16 protein-coding genes are annotated in these 17,614 nt (G+C 47.5%); 5 read left to right on the top strand and 11 right to left on the bottom strand.

Annotated features, from left to right (window positions below; translation table 11 throughout):
- Positions 1–25 precede the first annotated feature (25 nt).
- The 8 genes from AB1I67_RS07985 to AB1I67_RS07950 all read right to left on the bottom strand — a co-directional run bounded on the left by AB1I67_RS07985 (position 26) and on the right by AB1I67_RS07950 (position 8,921).
- A complete protein-coding gene (locus AB1I67_RS07985; RefSeq protein WP_367029362.1) occupies positions 26–1,312 on the bottom strand; it encodes a TRAP transporter large permease in 1,287 nt (428 codons plus the stop codon).
- On the bottom strand, positions 1,309–1,824 hold the full coding sequence (locus tag AB1I67_RS07980; protein ID WP_367029361.1) for a TRAP transporter small permease subunit: 516 nt from the start codon (positions 1,822–1,824) through the stop codon (positions 1,309–1,311). The genes AB1I67_RS07985 and AB1I67_RS07980 overlap by 4 nt, the downstream gene beginning before the upstream one ends.
- A gap of 87 nt (positions 1,825–1,911) precedes the next feature.
- The gene (locus AB1I67_RS07975) at positions 1,912–3,000 is read right to left on the bottom strand and encodes a TRAP transporter substrate-binding protein (protein WP_367029360.1); all 1,089 of its coding nucleotides are present in this window, start codon (positions 2,998–3,000) and stop codon (positions 1,912–1,914) included.
- Positions 3,001–3,174: 174 nt separating this feature from the next.
- Positions 3,175–4,233 carry a LacI family DNA-binding transcriptional regulator gene (locus AB1I67_RS07970; RefSeq protein ID WP_367029359.1) on the bottom strand — a complete coding sequence of 353 codons (1,059 nt, stop codon included), beginning with the start codon at positions 4,231–4,233 and terminating at the stop codon, positions 3,175–3,177.
- Positions 4,234–4,374: 141 nt separating this feature from the next.
- Complete coding sequence (locus tag AB1I67_RS07965; protein WP_367029358.1) at positions 4,375–5,658, bottom strand: MFS transporter; 1,284 nt, start codon at positions 5,656–5,658, stop codon at positions 4,375–4,377.
- Between the two features lie 57 nt (positions 5,659–5,715).
- On the bottom strand, positions 5,716–7,683 hold the full coding sequence (locus AB1I67_RS07960) for a BglG family transcription antiterminator (RefSeq protein ID WP_367029357.1): 1,968 nt from the start codon (positions 7,681–7,683) through the stop codon (positions 5,716–5,718).
- Between the two features lie 49 nt (positions 7,684–7,732).
- Entirely contained in the window at positions 7,733–8,116 is a 384-nt protein-coding gene (locus AB1I67_RS07955) for an iron-containing alcohol dehydrogenase (RefSeq protein ID WP_367029356.1), read from the bottom strand.
- Between the two features lie 7 nt (positions 8,117–8,123).
- A complete protein-coding gene (locus tag AB1I67_RS07950; RefSeq protein WP_367029355.1) occupies positions 8,124–8,921 on the bottom strand; it encodes an iron-containing alcohol dehydrogenase in 798 nt (265 codons plus the stop codon).
- Between the two features lie 412 nt (positions 8,922–9,333).
- On the opposite strand from AB1I67_RS07950, the gene AB1I67_RS07945 reads away from it, so the two are divergent.
- From AB1I67_RS07945 to AB1I67_RS07930, 4 genes are read left to right on the top strand one after another with little or no spacing between them, the layout of a single operon-like run.
- The gene (locus AB1I67_RS07945) at positions 9,334–9,795 is read left to right on the top strand and encodes a PTS sugar transporter subunit IIA (RefSeq protein WP_367029354.1); all 462 of its coding nucleotides are present in this window, start codon (positions 9,334–9,336) and stop codon (positions 9,793–9,795) included.
- Between the two features lie 3 nt (positions 9,796–9,798).
- Positions 9,799–10,107, top strand: coding sequence for a fructose PTS transporter subunit IIB (locus tag AB1I67_RS07940; protein WP_367029353.1), 309 nt, complete (start codon positions 9,799–9,801; stop codon positions 10,105–10,107).
- Between the two features lie 2 nt (positions 10,108–10,109).
- Complete coding sequence (locus AB1I67_RS07935) at positions 10,110–11,171, top strand: PTS fructose transporter subunit IIC (RefSeq protein WP_367029352.1); 1,062 nt, start codon at positions 10,110–10,112, stop codon at positions 11,169–11,171.
- Positions 11,172–11,184: 13 nt separating this feature from the next.
- On the top strand, positions 11,185–12,069 hold the full coding sequence (locus AB1I67_RS07930) for a class II fructose-bisphosphate aldolase (RefSeq protein ID WP_367029351.1): 885 nt from the start codon (positions 11,185–11,187) through the stop codon (positions 12,067–12,069).
- 309 nt (positions 12,070–12,378) lie between these two features.
- On the opposite strand, the gene AB1I67_RS07925 is transcribed toward AB1I67_RS07930, so the two are convergent.
- The 3 genes from AB1I67_RS07925 to AB1I67_RS07915 all read right to left on the bottom strand — a co-directional run bounded on the left by AB1I67_RS07925 (position 12,379) and on the right by AB1I67_RS07915 (position 16,683).
- A complete protein-coding gene (locus AB1I67_RS07925; protein WP_367029350.1) occupies positions 12,379–13,236 on the bottom strand; it encodes a KilA-N domain-containing protein in 858 nt (285 codons plus the stop codon).
- Between the two features lie 163 nt (positions 13,237–13,399).
- Positions 13,400–15,490, bottom strand: coding sequence for an AAA family ATPase (locus AB1I67_RS07920; RefSeq protein ID WP_367029349.1), 2,091 nt, complete (start codon positions 15,488–15,490; stop codon positions 13,400–13,402).
- A 260-nt stretch (positions 15,491–15,750) separates the two neighbouring features.
- A complete protein-coding gene (locus tag AB1I67_RS07915) occupies positions 15,751–16,683 on the bottom strand; it encodes a YafY family protein (protein ID WP_367029348.1) in 933 nt (310 codons plus the stop codon).
- Positions 16,684–16,851: 168 nt separating this feature from the next.
- Here AB1I67_RS07915 and AB1I67_RS07910 point away from each other — a divergent pair, with 168 nt between their 5' ends.
- Entirely contained in the window at positions 16,852–17,505 is a 654-nt protein-coding gene (locus AB1I67_RS07910) for a type 1 glutamine amidotransferase family protein (RefSeq protein WP_367029347.1), read from the top strand.
- Positions 17,506–17,614: the final 109 nt, after the last annotated feature.

Genomic DNA, 17,614 nt, shown 5'->3' with positions numbered 1-17,614 from the left:
ATTTTATCCTCACAATCCAGTTATTTTAAAACCATTCAGGCTTCATCATTTTCGGAAGCGTAAATGCAACATCCGGCAAAAATGCGATCAAAATCACTACGATCACGGATACCGCAATATAGGGAAGCACTGCCCGGAATGACTTTTGCACACTCATCCCCGATATACGCCCTGCAATCAGCAGACACAGCCCATAGGGAGGCGTGACCTGTCCAATAGCCAGCGTAATGACAATAATAAGCCCTAACTGAACCGGTGTGATGCCAAACGCTGTCGCTACCGGCATAAGGACCGGAACAAACAGGATCATTGCCGGAATCGCATCCATAAATGTGCCAAGAAACAGATAGAATGCAATCAGGGCAAGAAGGAACTGCCATTTATAGGGGAAATGATCAGCAAACATCTGCTGCACCAGGACTCCCACATTATAATAGCTGAGCAGCTGGCCTAATGCATTTGCAGTCGCAAGGGCAAACAGCGAGGTGGCGCTGGTCCGGAGCGTGTCGTAAAGCAATGGCTTAATATCCTTTAAGCTTAAGTTTTTAAAGACAAATACCCCAAGGATAATCGCATAAATACAGGCAACGGCGGCCGACTCAGTAGCCGTGCATATCCCGCCGATCACACCGCCGATAATAATAACCGGTGTCAGCACCGGCGGCAGGCAGGTTACGGCCAGTTTGGCAAATGCTTTCAACGACATGGGCGGCTGCTTGGGATAATGGTACTTTTTATTGCCCAGATAAATAACAAGCATCTGTCCCCCGCCGATTAATATTCCAGGGACAACGCCGCCCAGAAACAACGCTCCGATCGACGCGCCGGCTACGGAAGCATATACGACCATTGGAATGGAGGGCGGGATCACAATGCCGATAGTAGAGGACGCAGCCGTAACCCCGACCGAGGTTTCCTGCCGATAGCCCTCCTTTTCCATTGCCGGAATCAATATGGACCCAATACCGGCCGTGTCAGCCTGGGAGGAACCGGAAATCCCCGCAAATAACATGGATACCAGCACATTGGCATACGCCAGTCCCCCCGGAAACCTCCCTACGATCCCATTGCAGAACTGGATCAGCTTTTCACTGATTTTAGCCCGGTTCATGATATTGGCTGCCAAAACAAACAAGGGAACAGCCAGCAGAGTAAAACTGTTAAGTCCCGTAAACATTTTCTGTACCACGGTAATCATGGAAATAGAACCAAGCTGAGAGATTCCGAGCAACGCTACTAGCCCAAGTATATAAGCAATTGGCACCCCCATAAATAAAAGGACAAGGAAGGCCCCTACCAGCACAAAAATCATAAATCCACCTCCTTCATGGCCTCATCAACCGCATCTGTCAGACTGCGCCTGTTTGGCTTCTTAATATGCCCTGTCAAATTTTCCAGTGAAAACATGGATGCCGCAATGCCAAATACAGGTACACAAAGCCAGCACCAGCCTTTGCTCACCGGAAGTGTTGTCATCTGCCACGCTGAAAACTGTTTTACAAGAAGAATTCCATAGAAAGCTACAAACATGTTGAATACAAACACGAAAAACAGGCACGCAGCTTCATCCAAAAAGAACGCCTTCCCCTTTAATTTCTCCGTCAATGCAGTGAAACGGAAATGTTCATTGGAACGCACCATAGGAGCCGCGCCGATAAAGCAGCACCAGGCCAACGCAGTATTGGCAACCTCCTCCGTAAATGCCGCCTGAAATCCAAAGACCCGAGAACATACCTGGACTGTTGTACAGATAAAAAATACGGCAACCGCAAGCATTCCCACACCGTACATTCCCTTTTCTATCATGTCGCATATTTTCTTCATATCCTGATCCTCCGTTCAGCAGGAGAGGGCATACCGGCATCACAGCATGGTACCCTCCCCTGTTAATCATTGTGGATTTGCTTTTACTTAGCGGGCTGCCTCATTCACCATCTGATACAGGTCAGCGGCCCCAAGCTTTTCTGCTGCTGTTTCCCTGGCATCCGCACACGCCGCAATCAGGCTCTCCTTGTCCACTTCATTGACAATCCCGCCGTTGGCCTTAATCTGCTCCAACGCCTCATTGTTCAATGCCTGATCAAACTTCCTCTGCTCAACACAGGCATATTCGGCAGCTTCATCGACCCAGGCTCTCTGCTCGTCTGTCAATCCATTATATTTCTGCGCCCCAATTAAAAACATTCTTGTGGCAATATCATGATCCGTCAGCGAAACATATGGACCAGCTTCATAAAACTTCTGTAAAAGGATATTGCCGAGATCATTTTCCGCAGCGTCAATGACATTATTCTGCAGCCCGCTGTAAAGCTCATTGTAGGCCAGTGTAGTGGGGTTGGCTCCAAGCGCGCTCCACACAGAACGCACTGCATCGGAATCCTGGACCCGGATTTTCACATTTTTCAGATCCTCCAGCGTATGGATTGCCTTCACGCCGAAATACTCTCTGGTTCCACAGCTCCAGTAACCCAGGGAATGAAGCGTGCCTGCGGCATTGATCCTGCCAGAAATAGCCTGTCCCACCTCACCGTCAACTACCGCATTCCAGTGTTCCAGCCCTGTGTAAAGAAAAGGAATTGAGAACAGATCCGCTTCCTTTACCCCTGTGGTCGCGACAAAATTGGGGGAAGCCACGATCATATCGACCGTACCCGTAGCCATTTTCTCAACCAGCTCCGCCTCATTCCCTCCAAGTTCCCCATTGGGATGGATTTCGACTGTCATGGTTTCGCCTGAAATCTCTTCCAGCTTTTCCTTCATCGCTTCAAATCCCGCCTGATAGGAGCTGTCTGTCGTATTGACATGGGCTCCAATTAGTTTGATTGCGGCTTTAGCCGCAGTGTCCGCGTCCGCTCCGCCCTTTGGTGCATCTGAGGCAGCCGCCATTGCCGCTGTTTCTGCTGTCGTCTCAGACATCTTCGTGCACCCTGTCAGTGCTCCCAGAACTGCTGCCGTTAAAATAATTCCTGTTGCTGTTTTCATGGTTGCTGTTTTCATCATAGTACCCCTTTCAACATTAGATTTTTATATACTTAAATATAGCTGCTTAGAACTATATTCAGTTTCCTCTGTCTATTGCTATGGGAAATCGATTTCCTTTTGCTGGTAAAAATAAGGAAATCGATTTCCTTTTGCTGCGTTTTATACACCGGCTGCACCGGTGTATAAAATATCTTATAAGATTTTTTTCACACTTTGCCTGATGATCAATTCTGAAGTGATCAGCACCTCTTTTTCCGTCACTACGGACTCGTTCCTGTCCGGCTGGTCCATCAGATCAAAATAGTATTGGGCAAGCTTTCTCCCCCACTGATACTTGTCAAGTCCAACCGTAGTCAGCGCAGGATACACGGAATCAGCAAACACCAAATCATCGAAGCTGATAACGGAATAATCTCCCGGAACAAGCTTATTCGCCTCCCGGACTGCCTTTAAAGCGCCAAGCGTCATCGCATCATTCATACATACAAACGCTGTCACCTCCGGTGTTTTATTCAACATGGCCCTGGCCAGCAAATAGCCTTTTTCTGAAGACTCGGTCACATCCCCGTCTGCATCACGGCCTAAAATATACACAAAATCCTCACAATATTCTATCCCATTCTCTTTTAAGGCTTCCTGATAACCAGTTAACCGGTTCGTACGGATAGAGTTATCCAGCCGGTCAAACAGGATTGCAATCTTTTTATGGCCCTGCTCCAGCAGATAGCGAACTGCAATTTTACACTCCTCTACCTTATCCACCAGGATAGTGTGCATACCTGGAAGGCATTTGCCATTGGCAACCACATTCAGCGCCATACTTCCCCGTTCAACCAGTTTCCACAGCCCTTCCGGCACTGCATCCATATAAATACTTATGATCCCCTGAACATTAACCGCCAACATGTTCTCAATACTGTAATTGGTTCGCTCAATATCTCTGTCGCAGCTGGAAATGATCATATGATAGTTTCTGCTGACAATCTCGTCCTCTATCCCCCGAACAATAGATGGATAAAACGGATTCGCAATGGAAGGGATGATGATTCCGATCGAGGTACTCTTCTGGCTTTTTAAGTTCCTGGCCTGTAGGTTCGGTATATAGCCCATGCGTCTGGACGTTTCCAAAATCCGGTCTCTCATCTCCTGCTTTACCGGATGTTGAGAATTGTTCAGGACCCTGGAAACAGTAGCCGGTGAAGCGTTTGCCTCTTTTGCAATGTCATAAATGGTTACACTACTTTTGTTCATAGCATCCTCTTTCCGGAAAGGAAATCGATTTCCTTTCTTGTTCCCATACTACCATATTTCGTTGCTTTTTGCAAGCATTTTTTATGCGCTGACTGTTTTATTACTGAGTAGATCAAATGCACACAGGACAGCTAAAACGCCTCAGCACACATGTCCCAGTTCCCGTTCCGTGACTTTACGGTACAGGCAGGCCATGAAAAAGCTTACTGCGGCAAATGCACTGAGCAGTATGTAGGGGGCCGTATAGCTTCCTGTGTGCATCTGGATCATGCCGATCAGAGCCGGAACACTGGACAGGATCATGGTTCCAATGTTTGTGATGGCAAAGTTTGCGGAGAAATAATTGTCTCCAAACAGCGCTCTGACGATGATCGGGGCGAGGCTGGAGCTGCCCCCATAGCAGAACATCACCAGGGCCATGCCAAAAGCAAACAACCAGACGGAGCTTATATACAGGGAACCAAGTACGGCGCCCAGCGCCAGGATCAGCAGGATGCCCAGATACCGCAGGGAGGCCGCGCTTCCGATGCGGTCGTAAACGATGCCCCAGAGTACACGTCCGATTCCGTTGAACATGCAGACAGCTCCGACGATCAGGGTGCTGAGGGCCAGGCTCTGGCCTAAATCCTCCTGAAGCGTCATCGCCCCATGGTTGATGAAGGCCATGCCTACGCCGCCGATGGAGATGTAGATGGAGATGAATACATAAAAGGATTTCATCCTGATCATGGCACAAGGAGAGAAATCCGGCTGCGTAAAGGTTTTTTCCGCCTCAGTCAAATCACAGACAGCTGCCTGCGCCTGCGCCTTCTCCCGCTGTGCCAGCGCTTTCTGCTGCTGTGCCAGCGCCTTCTCCTCCGCTCCGGACGGTGCATGGATCACCACGCTCCCGATAAAGAATGCAGCGGCCTCGCTGCCCCCCAGCGCCAGGAACACGCCCCTCCATCCAAATGCAGACATCCCCATCTGGCAGAACGGCCCCAGCACGGTTGTGCTCATGGCAAAACCCATCAGCAGGATGCCTGTAGCCAGTCCCACCTTATCATGGAAAAACAGCGGGATCATACTGATCATCACGTTATAAGCGATCCCGATGGAAAACCCACACAGGATGCTGTAGGTGAAATAAAGCTGCCAGAGACGGGCCGCTCCGGCGGACATAAGAAACCCGGCGCCGATCATCACCGCGCCAACCCGCAGAAGGATTTTCGGCGACAGCCTGCGCAGCAGGAACCCGGTGACCAGGGAGCCGGATGCAAAACAGATAAAACACAGGGTAAATACCAGGGAGGTATCGGCGCGGGTCAGTCCCAGGTCCTGCTCGATCGCTCCTACGAACAGGGAGAATGCATATCCGATCCCCGCAAACAGCAGGATCAGGACCGCCACCGCCAGATATCCCCATCTTTTCTTTGATACATTCATAATCATATACCTCTATTAATATAACCATTTAAATCCCGGCAGTTTTACTTAACAGTTTTACTTAAATACTTTAAGTATATCGCTGAACCGGTCCGCTTTCAGGATCCGGTCCACAGCCAGCATATCCTTGGTCAGGTTCGCAAGCTCGCTGAAGATCACCTTGAAGGACTCGTTTAACTTTGCATCGATAGAGAGCATCAGGATGATCTGCACCTTCTCCTCACCGCCCCACAGTACCGGGTGCTTTAGGGTCATCAGGCCGATCCCCTGCCGGAGCACATGACCCTCGTAGGCATGAGGGATCGCAAAGGTACAGCCGATGGACGTGGCAGCCAGATTCTCCCGGACAAACACCGAATCCACAAATCCCTCGTCCACATAGCCCTCCCGCTGCAGCCGCCCGCCTAAAAGGCGGATCGCCTCATCCTTGGAACGGCAGTCACATCTCAAGATAGAAGTGCGTCCGTTCATCAGCTTCAGGAGATTGGCGTACTTTCCCCCGGAGGACGGCACCGTCCTGACGGGCGCCGCGGTGACCGCCATCTTGATCTTGTTGATATCATGGTCATTTAAAAGAGGTGAGACAGGGATCACACGGCAGCGGTCCAGCTCCAGCTTCAGCGGCACGGTGGAGATCACAAAATCCATTGGATCTTTCTCCAGAAGCGCCTGCGCTTTAGAAGCCGGGACCACCTTGTCAATGATCATATCCGGAAAATACAGCTTGAGCCTTGCCACCACAAACTGGGACGTCCCCACTCCGGTACTGCACACCACCATGACCCTGGGCTGCTCCACCTTTTTCTGGGCCTGCTCCCGCTGCAGGCTCGCTCCGATGTAGAGCGCAATGTCACAGATCTCATTTTCCCCCAGCTCGATGCCGTACTCCGCCAAAAGAAGGCCCGCCATATAGGTTGCCACGTCAAACTCATAGGCCAGTTCCTCCTTTACCATGGTCTTTAGGGGGTTGTCCAGGTAGATCTTGTTGCGCAGGCGGTTGAACATGGCGTTTAGATGCACAAACAGCGCAGTTTTAAAGGTGTTGTCGTCCAGCAGGTTCTCCCCGTACAGTTCCCCCACCTCCCCCACGATCCGCTCCCATGCCTCAAAGGTCTGGGGCGGCACTTCGCGCAGGCACCTGGGTTCCTGGGAGAGCACCAGCGCCTCCCGCATCATTTTCGCGGCGGATAAGTTCATGTGGATGTAAATGATATCCCCCTCCGATACCTCCACGCCGAAATTCTCCTGAAGGCGCACGCCCAGAAAACGGCAGATCTCAAAGTCGTCCTTCTCCCGGTATTCCTGGAGCTTTTCCTCCTCTATGGAACAGGATTTCCCCCTCAAGAGCCGCTTTACAATGATCGCCAGATGGATCAGCATCTCAAAATAGGAAGCATCCGTCAAAACAAAGCTGAACTTCTCCTCGCTCTCCTGGAGGATCTCATTTAAGCTGTCTAAATCCATATCGTCGAAAAACGGCTGGAGCTTTAAGGCCGCCGCTTTTCCCTGAGACGTGACGATGGAGCGGATCACATTGGCTTTGGCGATGCGGATCTGCTTTTCCCGGCCCAGGATACGGACTCCGTATTTTACCTTCCGCTCCAGAGAAAGTCCCTGCTTTTCAAAAAATTCCTCCAGCTTGTTGATGTCGTTGACCACCGTGCCCTTGCTCACATACATGGAATCGGAGATCGTCTCCATGGATATGAAATCATCGGAATCCAAAAGCTCGAGCGCGATATAATATTTCCGCACCTCCGGTAAAAATGAGCATGGCGATTCCCCATTCAGCATCAGGTTATCCAGGAATCTTCTCCCCTCGTCATTATAGGAGATCCATACGCCTTTTCCCGCCTTGGCATGGATCTCACAGCCGGAAAACCTCAGCTCCTCTTTGATCTTCTGGATTTCCGATTTCACCGTCCGCTGACTGATGTTAAGCGCATTTGCCAGTTCTGTTGTTGTTAATCCGTCCTTACTCCTGTATATCAATTCTACGATCCGCTTTTGTCTTGGCAGCAGCATAGGCAACCTCTCTCACCATACTCATTTTTGGTACCATTATTTTTTAAGCTTACAGTGCTTTCTTATAGATGTCAACCAGGTCATTTTTATCCAGCCGGTGGAACAGGCCGATAACACCGCCTCCGGTGGCTGCGGCTTTTTCCGCCATCTCCTCGATCTGCGCTTCGGTCGGAGCTTTGCCCAGCAGCCCGGTGATGGTGGTGGGCATCCCGATCTTTCTGCACCACTCGTCCCAGGCGTCGATTCCAGCCAGCGCGGTCTCCTCCAGATCGTCAAAATTTAACTCCACGCCAAAGACCTCCACCGCAAACCGTGCAAACCGCGCGGGGTTACTCTTGTACACGGTCTTTGCCCAGGCAGACCATGTCGCAGTCAGACTGGCTCCGTGGGTCGCGTCGAACATGGCGCTCAGCTCATGGCCGATCTTGTGCACCGGGAAATCATTGATCCTTCCGGTGCCGGTCAGGCCGTTGTGGGATAAGCTCCGCCCACATTAAGTTTGCCCTCGCCTCATAATCCTTCGGGTCTTTCAGCGCTTTTATGGTCGCATCCCGCACCGTCACCAAAAGTCCCTCCGAGATCCGGTCGCTCAGCTCCACGTTCTTTGCCTGGGTAATATAGCGCTCCATGGTGTGCATCATGATGTCCGCGCCGCCGCTGGCTGTCTGGTAAGCGGGAAGGGTATAGGTCAGTTCCGGGTTCATCACTGCAAACAGAGGCCTTGCACAGTCATGATTATAGGAACGTTTTAAAACGCCCTGGTCTTTGGTCTCTAACGTTACCACCGTGGAATTGCTGGTCTCAGACCCGGTGGCTGCGATCGTAGTGATGCACCCCACCGGAGCGGTCTTTGTGGTCTTCACCTTGCCCAGGAAAAGATCCTCCAGCGGAAAATCATTGGCAAGCCCATAGGCGATCGCTTTGGAGGAATCGATGGCGCTTCCGCCGCCAACTCCCAGGATAAAGTCCACGCCCTCCCTTTTGCACAGCTCCACGCCCTCCCTTGCAAGGGAAAGCCTGGGATTCGGGACCACTCCTCCCAGATCCACAAACGTAAGCCCCGCGTCCGTCAAGCTCTTATGGATCCGGTCCAGCTCTCCTGTTTCTTTTAAATAAGTCCCTCCAAAATGCACCAGCACTTTTTTATAACCTCTGGATGCGATCTCAGCGCCAACCTGCAGTTCTGCGTCTTTTCCAAAGATAACCTTTGTCGGTGAATAAAATTCAAAATTTTCCATAGAACATTCTCTCCTTTTCCTATTTTCATGTCTTTGTGTTTTTATTGTTTTGTGACTGTCCGCATATCCAATTTTCGGTCATCTGGACTGTTATCATTATAATTGTTTTTTCTAATAAACAATAATCAATTAATTGCACCAGTATCGTGCGGCACTTTTGTCAATTTCAAAGATAATTCTGCTTATTTCGTGGTTTTCCTCTTATATTCCCTCGTTTTCTCTTTCATCTCTCCATTTCACCAAACTTTTCACCATGCTGGTGCAGATTATTGATTTGTTTTCCACGGATTTAACTGGTATCTTAGAGCCATAGCAAACAACGCCGGACGACATCAGAAGTTCCGGCGAAGAAAATCCGGCAGCCAGTACCAGAACGGCCTGCACGGATAATAGAATGTTTGGAGGAAATAATATGGATTTAGACTTAAGCAGTATGGTAGACGAGCGGCTGGTCCGGTTTGACTTTGACGCTGCTACAAAGGACGACGCCATCCAGAAGATCGCTTCTCTCTTTTATGAGGCGGGTAAAGTGAGCGACCGTGACATTTACACCCAGGGCGTTTTAGAGCGGGAAAATGAATTTGCCACCGGCATCGGGATGCAGGTAGCCATCCCCCATTGTAAGAACAGCGTAGTGAAGGAAGCCGCATTTTCTATGATAAAACTCAAGCGCGGCATCGACTGGGACGCATTTGACGGAAAACCGGTGACGTTCATCATCATGCTGGCCGCACCGGACGACAGCGACAACGCGCATTTGACCATGTTGTCCACACTGGCAAGAAATTTGATGGATGACGATTTCAGGAACGGCCTTCTGGAATCGGAAACCATTGAAGATATAAAAAATCTATTATCAAAGAAGGGGGTTTAATGTATGTATATCGTATGTGTAACAGCCTGCCCGGTGGGGATCGCCCACACGTATATGGCGGCAGCCAATCTGGAAAAGGCGTTCAAGAACGCTGGACACGAAGTAAAAGTTGAAACTCAGGGGGCCCAGGGACTGGAAAATGAGATCACCGCGGAGGATTTAGAGAGAGCCGACGCCGCACTGATCGCCAGTGATATCCGTATCAAGAACGCTGACCGGTTCAAGGATGTGCCGACCATGACCGTAGCCGTTCAGGAGGCCGTAAAAGATCCCGATGGTATTGTTGCAGAACTGATGGAGGCGTTGGAATAATTATGGCAGAGCTTAAGAGAAAGAATGCGAAAAAGAAAAGTACAGGTGCATTTATCAAAGATTCCTTTATGACCGGTATCTCCTATATGATCCCGGTGATCGTCGGCGGCGGTGTCCTCCAGGCCATCGCCAAGATGATGGGCGGCTACAACATCGGCGCCGAGATGGCGACTATTGACACCTTTGCCAAGGTCATCTACCTGATCGGTACCAGCCTCTGGCAGTTCACCGTCCCGGCGGTGGCGGCGTTCACCGCTTACGCCATGGCGGACAAACCCGGTATCGCCCCCGGCCTGGCCATGGGCGCCCTGGCAAACTCCATCAACACCGGTTTCGTCGGCGGTCTGATCGGCGGCATCCTGGTGGGCTATGTGGTCCTTGCCATGAAAAAGATCCCGGTCCACAAAAACCTGCAGGGCATCATGCCGATCCTGGTGATCCCGGTATTTACCACCCTGATCTGCGGCCTTGTCATGTACTACATCCTGGGCACGCCCATAAGCTGGTGCATGAATACGCTGCAGTCCTGGCTGATGAGCTTAAACACCGGCTCCAAGTTCGTGCTGGGCGCAGTGATCGGCGCCATGATGTGCGCTGATATGGGCGGCCCCATCGGAAAAGCCGCCGCCATGTTCACCAACGGCTTAAACGCGGACGGTTTCTTCATCCCCACCTCCGCCAAAATGTGTTCCGGTATGACCGCGCCCATGGGCATTGCGATCGCAACCCTGCTTGGCGGCAAAAAGAAATTTGACGACGTGGACCGTGAGAATGCCAAATCCGCATTTCTGCTATCCTTCTGCTACATAGAAGAAGCCGTCATCCCGTTCCTGGTAAACGACCCGATCCGCGTCATTGCATCCTGCATGATCGGCGGCGCCGTCACCGGCGGCCTGTGCATGGTGACTATGCTGGAATCCCCTGCGGTACACGGCGGCGCCTTCGTCATCGCCATGACCTCCAACCCGCTCCTGTTCATCGGCCTGTGGATGCTTGGAAGCTGTATCACCGGAGTGCTCTACGCAGTTCTGAAACGTCCGCTGGCTGACCAGAAAGCAGAATAAACAAGGAGGTTTTATGTATACATCTATGAAAGAAATGCTTTTACACGCCAGGGACCACAACTACGCAGTGATGGCGATCAACGTGGTCAATATGGAACAGGTAAAAGCCTGCATTGAGAGCGCCGAGGAGGAGCATTCCGCCGTCATCTTAAATATCTCCCCACGGCAGATGAAAGCTCACGCCTACCCGTATATCATGGCTCCCATGGTGAGGGATTTAGCAGAGCGGGCATCCGTCCCGGTAGCGCTCAACATCGACCACGGCGTCAATATGGAGGACATCGTCCAGGCCATCCACTGCGGCTACTCCAGCGTCATGGTGGACGCCTCCAGCTATGAATTCGAGGAGAACATCCGCCGTGTCCGTGCGGTGGTCTCCCTGGCCCACGCAAAGGGCATCTCCGTGGAAGCGGAGCTGGGCCACGTGGGCGTGGCGGCAAATGCGGATGGGCAGAACGCTGATTATTACACAAATGTGGCGCAGGCCGCAGAGTTCGTCCGCCGGACCGGCTGTGACTGCCTGGCCATCGCTATTGGAACCGCTCACGGCAGCTATCCGAAGAATATGATCCCGAAGCTGGATTTTGACCGGCTGGAGGAGTTGAAACATGCTCTCGACGTGCCGCTGGTGCTCCACGGAGGCAGCGGCGCCGGAGAGGCAAATATCAAAAGGGCGGTTGCGCTTGGTATCAATAAGATCAATGTCTGCACTGATCTGATGAACCATGCCAAGGACAGTATGTTGGAGATTCTGAAGGAAGAACCGGATATCCAGTATATGGAGTTGAATGAAGCTGTGGAAGAAGCCATGAAGGCGTTTATTAAGAGCTATATGCGGATGATCGGCTCAAGTGGGCGGTATCAGTTTGAGGTATATAGGGGTGCGGAATTGGATTAAGATACTGATTTAGGAGTATCCCAAAGATTTTAAAGAAAAGACCTGTAAAGTAAGTCCAAGATGAGGAAACTGATTTTTTTCTATAGGCAGAGCGAGGGTGCCGCTCAATCATCTATTTTGATGATTTTGCGACACCCTCTTTATATACATATGCTTTTATGATACAGTATACCTGTCTGCGTTTGATACTAAATAATATACGTTTGTCGTCACAATTTCCGTCACTCGTTTGTCAAGGCCACGACAATTTTTTTTCACTGTTAATGAAAAGAGGGCGGTTCCCGTCCTCTAATCGCCACAATGCCCACTTCAATTTTCTTTACTTATTTCCGCTAGTCGTTTAATCCCTGCCGAATCAATCAATGACTGCATTTGTTCCCTTGCCATCCGATTCAACTCCACCAATCGATCCTCACGGCTCATGCCGAGTTTAATCATCTCGGCATTCAAACTTTCCATATTAGAAAGTACAATAAGTTGCTGCAAGGTTGCATGATCACGAATATTTCCATCTAATCTCGGATTTGCATCTCGCCATTGTTTTGCCGTTTTACCAAACATTGCCACATTCAAGACATCAGCTTCCGTGGCATATGTAAAGCCCTGATATTGTTTTGGAAGTTCCGGAACAATCAGGTGTTCTTTGATAGCGTCCGTATGAATTCGGTAATTGATTTTTGAAATCTCACGGTTCATGTTCCAATTAAGAGAAAGCCTGCTGTTTTCATCAGCCTTTAGCCGTTGATAATCTTTGATAATATATAGTTTGAATTCTGGTGAAATCCACGAAGCAAATTCAAATGCAATGTCTTTATGAGCATAAGTCGCTGCATAACGACCTTGTCTTGTGATCACTCCAATAGCGTGAATGTCTGCTACCCATTTTTTAGGTGTCATAACAAAAGCATTACTACCTGAATCATTTTTAATTGCCTCGAATTCGAGGTAATTAAAATCAGGATTATTGAGTTGTTCCCACAGCCCCAAAAATTCAATAGTACTTCTGTTCCTCATCCAGTTTTGTATTACATACCCTGGATATTCGGGATTCTTATATTTTGCTATGTCAGTTAAAGAAATATAATCATCCTCAATCCCATCTGACACAACGGTAATCTGCATCCCCTTTGCATTGATCTTCGCTTTTAAGACTTTGTCATCCTTCATTTTCAACCTCCGACAAGTTTACCTAATATTATACCAAATATCTTTGTAAAAATTTCAAATTCAGAATTGCCTGAAAGTCAATGGTATTATTAAATTCTTCAATCGCATACTGTTTGCCATACAAATAAGACGATAGCATAACGCAACTCTTTCAGTTACCTGTTCATGGGATAGCCATTATGTCTTTGTCACACTCATCAATAATATATTGCGGAATAGTATCATATTCACGAGGATTAAGCTGAAAAAGATAGTCATTCTCCACATGAAAGGTCTCATTTACAAATTTACGTACAACACGATTCCCATTGTTCTCATTGAAGATAATACGATATATTTGTAATTTTTCATAATTGCTTGTACTTTCATTATAGAGAGCAACCAATAAAGCAATATTCTGTGTCTTTTCATATTCGGTATCATAGTTGAAAGAAGGAATGTATTCTCTAATACTCATTTCTGCCTGTATGATTTCTTCTTGCGTCATAAGTCGCAAACCGTTTTCATCAGGAAAAGTTGGTTGTTTACGCTTGTGAAAAAGATTTGAAAGCAAGTGCCAGGCTTTATCCTTCTTTCCCTCCGCTTCCAATAACCGTCTCAGATAAATTTCTCGATTCAAATTATCAATTGTAGCATTAATATTATTTTTTGCGATCATGCTAAAAGAACAAATATCAGACTTGGTAATCGCTTTTTCGGAAAGAAATCCACCTTTTATTGTCAGGAAGGCAGCCACTGGATTAGGATTAAAATTCTGTGGCATTGTGTGGATAATATCAATCACTGTATTAAATTCGTGAGTTAATAGCAATACTGTTCTGTTCTTCAATGAATGTTTTGAAAGAAAAAGCATATTAATGATTGCAAACTTTTTATTCCCATCAAAAGATGAAATGGGGTCATCGAGGATTACCAAATCAGGATTTTCCTTAAGTGCACTGAACATGAACAGCACAAGAGCAAATGCGTTACGCTCTCCGTAACTTAACCGATTTTTTGCTGAATCAACAATCGTATCAACACTTCTTGGCTTTAAAACCATCTTATACTTTTGGTCAGCTGTTTCATCAATTGCAACAATGTAATTATAACCAGCGCACAATAAAAACTCGTTAATTGCACTGCTGTTCTCTTCAACTGTCTTTTGCACCAATCTATTTTGCTGTATAATTTCTCCTTGCAGCTTACCAGCCACCTGCATTATGGTATTAAGTGATGCATTTATAATTTTAATTTTTTCGCAAGTCGTTGCAGAATTCAAGTGTGTGAAATAGGACAAATCTATAATATATTTTTTCAGCTCATCTGTAATCTTATCTGCTTTCTTTAATGATTCAAATCCGAGATGTTTAAGCCCCCTAAGCAGAGCAAGCAAAGTTTCAACTTGATTTTTAACCTCAGTTAAATAGTTTTGCTGCGCTTTCGTAATGCCAGCAACATTATCTCGTATTTCGCATATTTTTGCAGCGGTATTATCAGAAAAATAGGGCATTAGTTCTTCAAATACAAGAAGCATTTTGTTCAGATGCTCGATTGACTTTGAATCATATTCCTCAGTAATTTTTAATATTGCCTCTTTCTTAGTTTTGACTGAACCAGAACAATAAGGGCACTGATCGGCAAAGTCTAAATATGTTTTACCTTCAAGTTGCCATTTTAACCATTTCACGTTTGAGGCATCTTGTGTCCTTGTTAAATAGGGAGCATAGGCTTCAAGTCCCTGTGGAATATTGATAATTTTGTTCCCTTTCCCAAATCCTTTTCCGATAGATCCAGCTGCTGAATAACCAGACTTTGCTTTTCCAAATCCATCAATAAATTGAGTAAAATTCTGTATAAGTGAATCAAGTTCAGGATGATTCTGAAAAGCAAAGTTGATTTCAGACAAAAGATTTTGTATTTCCAACATATGAGCATCATAATCAGACGTTTTCACAAAGATAGAAAAACTATCTTGGATTACCTCATCTGATTGAAACACAAACTGCCCAACATACTCGTCATTAAATATGCGAACACTTTCAATCCCGGTTAATCCAGAGATGGATGGGATATGTCCTTCTGTTTCTGGGAGATAATGAAATGGTGTCAAAGCCGTAATGGCGTTAGCATCTCCAGACACACTAGCGGAGATCGCTTTTGCAATGGTGGATTTTCCAGTGCCATTAATTGCATATTTAATATTAAGGCATCCTTCTCTTAGTAAAATTTCCCCCTGAACAATGTTATTACAATCGCGAATTTGAACATTCAATGTATTTCTCCCTTTTTCATATATCAATGAGTTCGTCTTTCCCAATTAATAGAGTAAGTATAAAATTTATTGTTTTCATTTTTATCCTATTTTACCACAATTTTCTTACCTGTGTCCACCATAATGCTATCCATGTAAAGATTTTTAGTAACACCTAGCTGTTTTCAGGCGAAAACGTTAATACTCGACATATTATATTATCTAATCCAGGCTATTATTGTCGAATCTTGTCGTCACGGTTTAACCATCCCCCCGCCACTTCAATCTCCATACACCGCAGCCACCGCCATCACTCTCCGCTTCATTTCCTCACGCACATGCGGCGGACCCAGACACTCGCACTTCTCCCCAAAACCAAGAAGTATATGATAGTGGTATTCATTCTCTACAAAAGGAAAACTGACAATATAATACTCATCCCCATCCGGCGAAATATCCTCATACGTGCAAAAATCAAGCACTCTGTCTATCACCGACCCATGAACGCGGAGCTTGACCTTTGTATGCATCGTCTCCCACATATCCGCAAAGTCCAAAACCGGTTTTTCATAATCCCGCGGAATAAATGTTTTCTCCAGGATCTGCAGATCCGCCATGCGTGAAAGCCGGAATAAGCGAAAATCATTCCTTTCACGGCAATACCCCTGCAAATACCAATGACTGCTTTTTAGTACAAGCTGATATGGCTCGACTGTCCGCGCCGTTCTATTACCGTGGTGGGCGATATACTCAAAGGTCAGCAGCCTGCTTTCCTGCAAAGCTGCTTTGATAGTTTCCAAATACGGCTGTATGTTTCTGTTGCCTGTCCAGGAACTTAAATCGATACAGATCTGATTTACCTTTAGTTCAATGTCTTTTGCCCTGTCCGCGGGAATGAAACTCTTAACCTTTGCCAGCGCATGTACCAGCTCCTCGCCCCTCACCATGCCCGAAAGACTGGAAAGCCCCATGAGAAGCGCAGAAAGATCATCAGTAGAAAAGACCTTCTTATCAAGCTTGTATTCCTGCATGATCTCAAAGCCACCGCCCACTCCCGGCGTGGAACGCACGGGAATCCCAGCCATATTGATCGCATCTACATCGCGGTAGATCGTGCGCGTGGAGACTTCAAACATATCCGCCAATTCCCGCGCACCGATTCGTTTTTTATCAAGAAGTATCATAATAATGCTGACAAGCCTGTCTACTTTCATCTGCTGATCTCCTTTCTGACAAGATTCCAAGATTATAACCTATTGTGACAGCAAAATAATGATAGCCATTCAATTGCTGCCATACTGCTGTCAACAATTACATGGTACAATAAAAACGAAAACAAATCAATGAAAGAATGAAATTGGATCTGAAATCGGAGGAAGATTATGTTTACCATTTATGTTTATATTCTTGATACTTTGGCGGACTGGGAGCTGGGCCATGTTACTGCGGAGCTGAATTCCGGCAGGTTTTTCAAAAAGGACGCTCCGCGCATATCGCTCAAAACGGTCAGTCATTCCAAAGAGCCAATCCATACAATGGGCGGGCTGACCATCATACCGGACTGCTTAATAGACGATATGGCTGTGAATGAAACGAGCGTGCTGATTTTACCGGGCGCAGATACATGGAACGACCCAAAGCATGGCGCTGTCATCGAAAAAGCAGGTGAATTTCTCGCGTCAGGCGGTTTCGTTTGCGCAATCTGTGGGGCAACCGCTGCCCTTGCCAATCTGGGTCTGTTGAATCAGCGTCCTCATACCAGCAACGGACCGGGATTTCTGGAAATGTTTTCTCCTGGCTATCAGGGGCAGCCCTTTTACATAGACCAGCCAGCTGTATCGGATCACAACCTGGTCACTGCCGGTTCCACCGGCGCATTGATGTGGGCGAAACAGATTATAGAACATTTAGAAGTTTTTAAGCCGGACACCCTGGAAGCGTGGTATGAATATTTCAGCACCGGGAAACCGGAACATTTCTATGCCCTTATGCAGACTTTGCAGTCCGGCAATGAAAAATCACCAAACGCTGTTTAACCGCAGGACATGGCACTCCCCGCCAGGCATTTTAATTCATAAAACGTTCCCCCGATTCAAAAATTATAAGGCCGCAAAGTCATATATCCATCTGACTTTGCGGCCTTTT

The organism is Clostridium sp. AN503 (assembly GCF_040719375.1).
GTDB lineage: Bacteria > Bacillota > Clostridia > Lachnospirales > Lachnospiraceae > Brotaphodocola.
Note: the sequence above shows the minus strand (reverse complement) of the source record. Positions and strands in the feature narration are given on the sequence as shown.

Coding starts and splice junctions, on each gene's coding strand:
- AB1I67_RS07985 (WP_367029362.1), bottom strand. CDS start 1,312: ATGATTTTTGTGCTGGTAGGGGCCTTCCTTGTCCTTTTATTTATGGGG.
- AB1I67_RS07980 (WP_367029361.1), bottom strand. CDS start 1,824: ATGAAGAAAATATGCGACATGATAGAAAAGGGAATGTACGGTGTGGGA.
- AB1I67_RS07975 (WP_367029360.1), bottom strand. CDS start 3,000: ATGATGAAAACAGCAACCATGAAAACAGCAACAGGAATTATTTTAACG.
- AB1I67_RS07970 (WP_367029359.1), bottom strand. CDS start 4,233: ATGAACAAAAGTAGTGTAACCATTTATGACATTGCAAAAGAGGCAAAC.
- AB1I67_RS07965 (WP_367029358.1), bottom strand. CDS start 5,658: ATGAATGTATCAAAGAAAAGATGGGGATATCTGGCGGTGGCGGTCCTG.
- AB1I67_RS07960 (WP_367029357.1), bottom strand. CDS start 7,683: ATGCTGCTGCCAAGACAAAAGCGGATCGTAGAATTGATATACAGGAGT.
- AB1I67_RS07950 (WP_367029355.1), bottom strand. CDS start 8,921: ATGGAAAATTTTGAATTTTATTCACCGACAAAGGTTATCTTTGGAAAA.
- AB1I67_RS07945 (WP_367029354.1), top strand. CDS start 9,334: ATGGATTTAGACTTAAGCAGTATGGTAGACGAGCGGCTGGTCCGGTTT.
- AB1I67_RS07940 (WP_367029353.1), top strand. CDS start 9,799: ATGTATATCGTATGTGTAACAGCCTGCCCGGTGGGGATCGCCCACACG.
- AB1I67_RS07935 (WP_367029352.1), top strand. CDS start 10,110: ATGGCAGAGCTTAAGAGAAAGAATGCGAAAAAGAAAAGTACAGGTGCA.
- AB1I67_RS07930 (WP_367029351.1), top strand. CDS start 11,185: ATGTATACATCTATGAAAGAAATGCTTTTACACGCCAGGGACCACAAC.
- AB1I67_RS07925 (WP_367029350.1), bottom strand. CDS start 13,236: ATGAAGGATGACAAAGTCTTAAAAGCGAAGATCAATGCAAAGGGGATG.
- AB1I67_RS07915 (WP_367029348.1), bottom strand. CDS start 16,683: ATGAAAGTAGACAGGCTTGTCAGCATTATTATGATACTTCTTGATAAA.
- AB1I67_RS07910 (WP_367029347.1), top strand. CDS start 16,852: ATGTTTACCATTTATGTTTATATTCTTGATACTTTGGCGGACTGGGAG.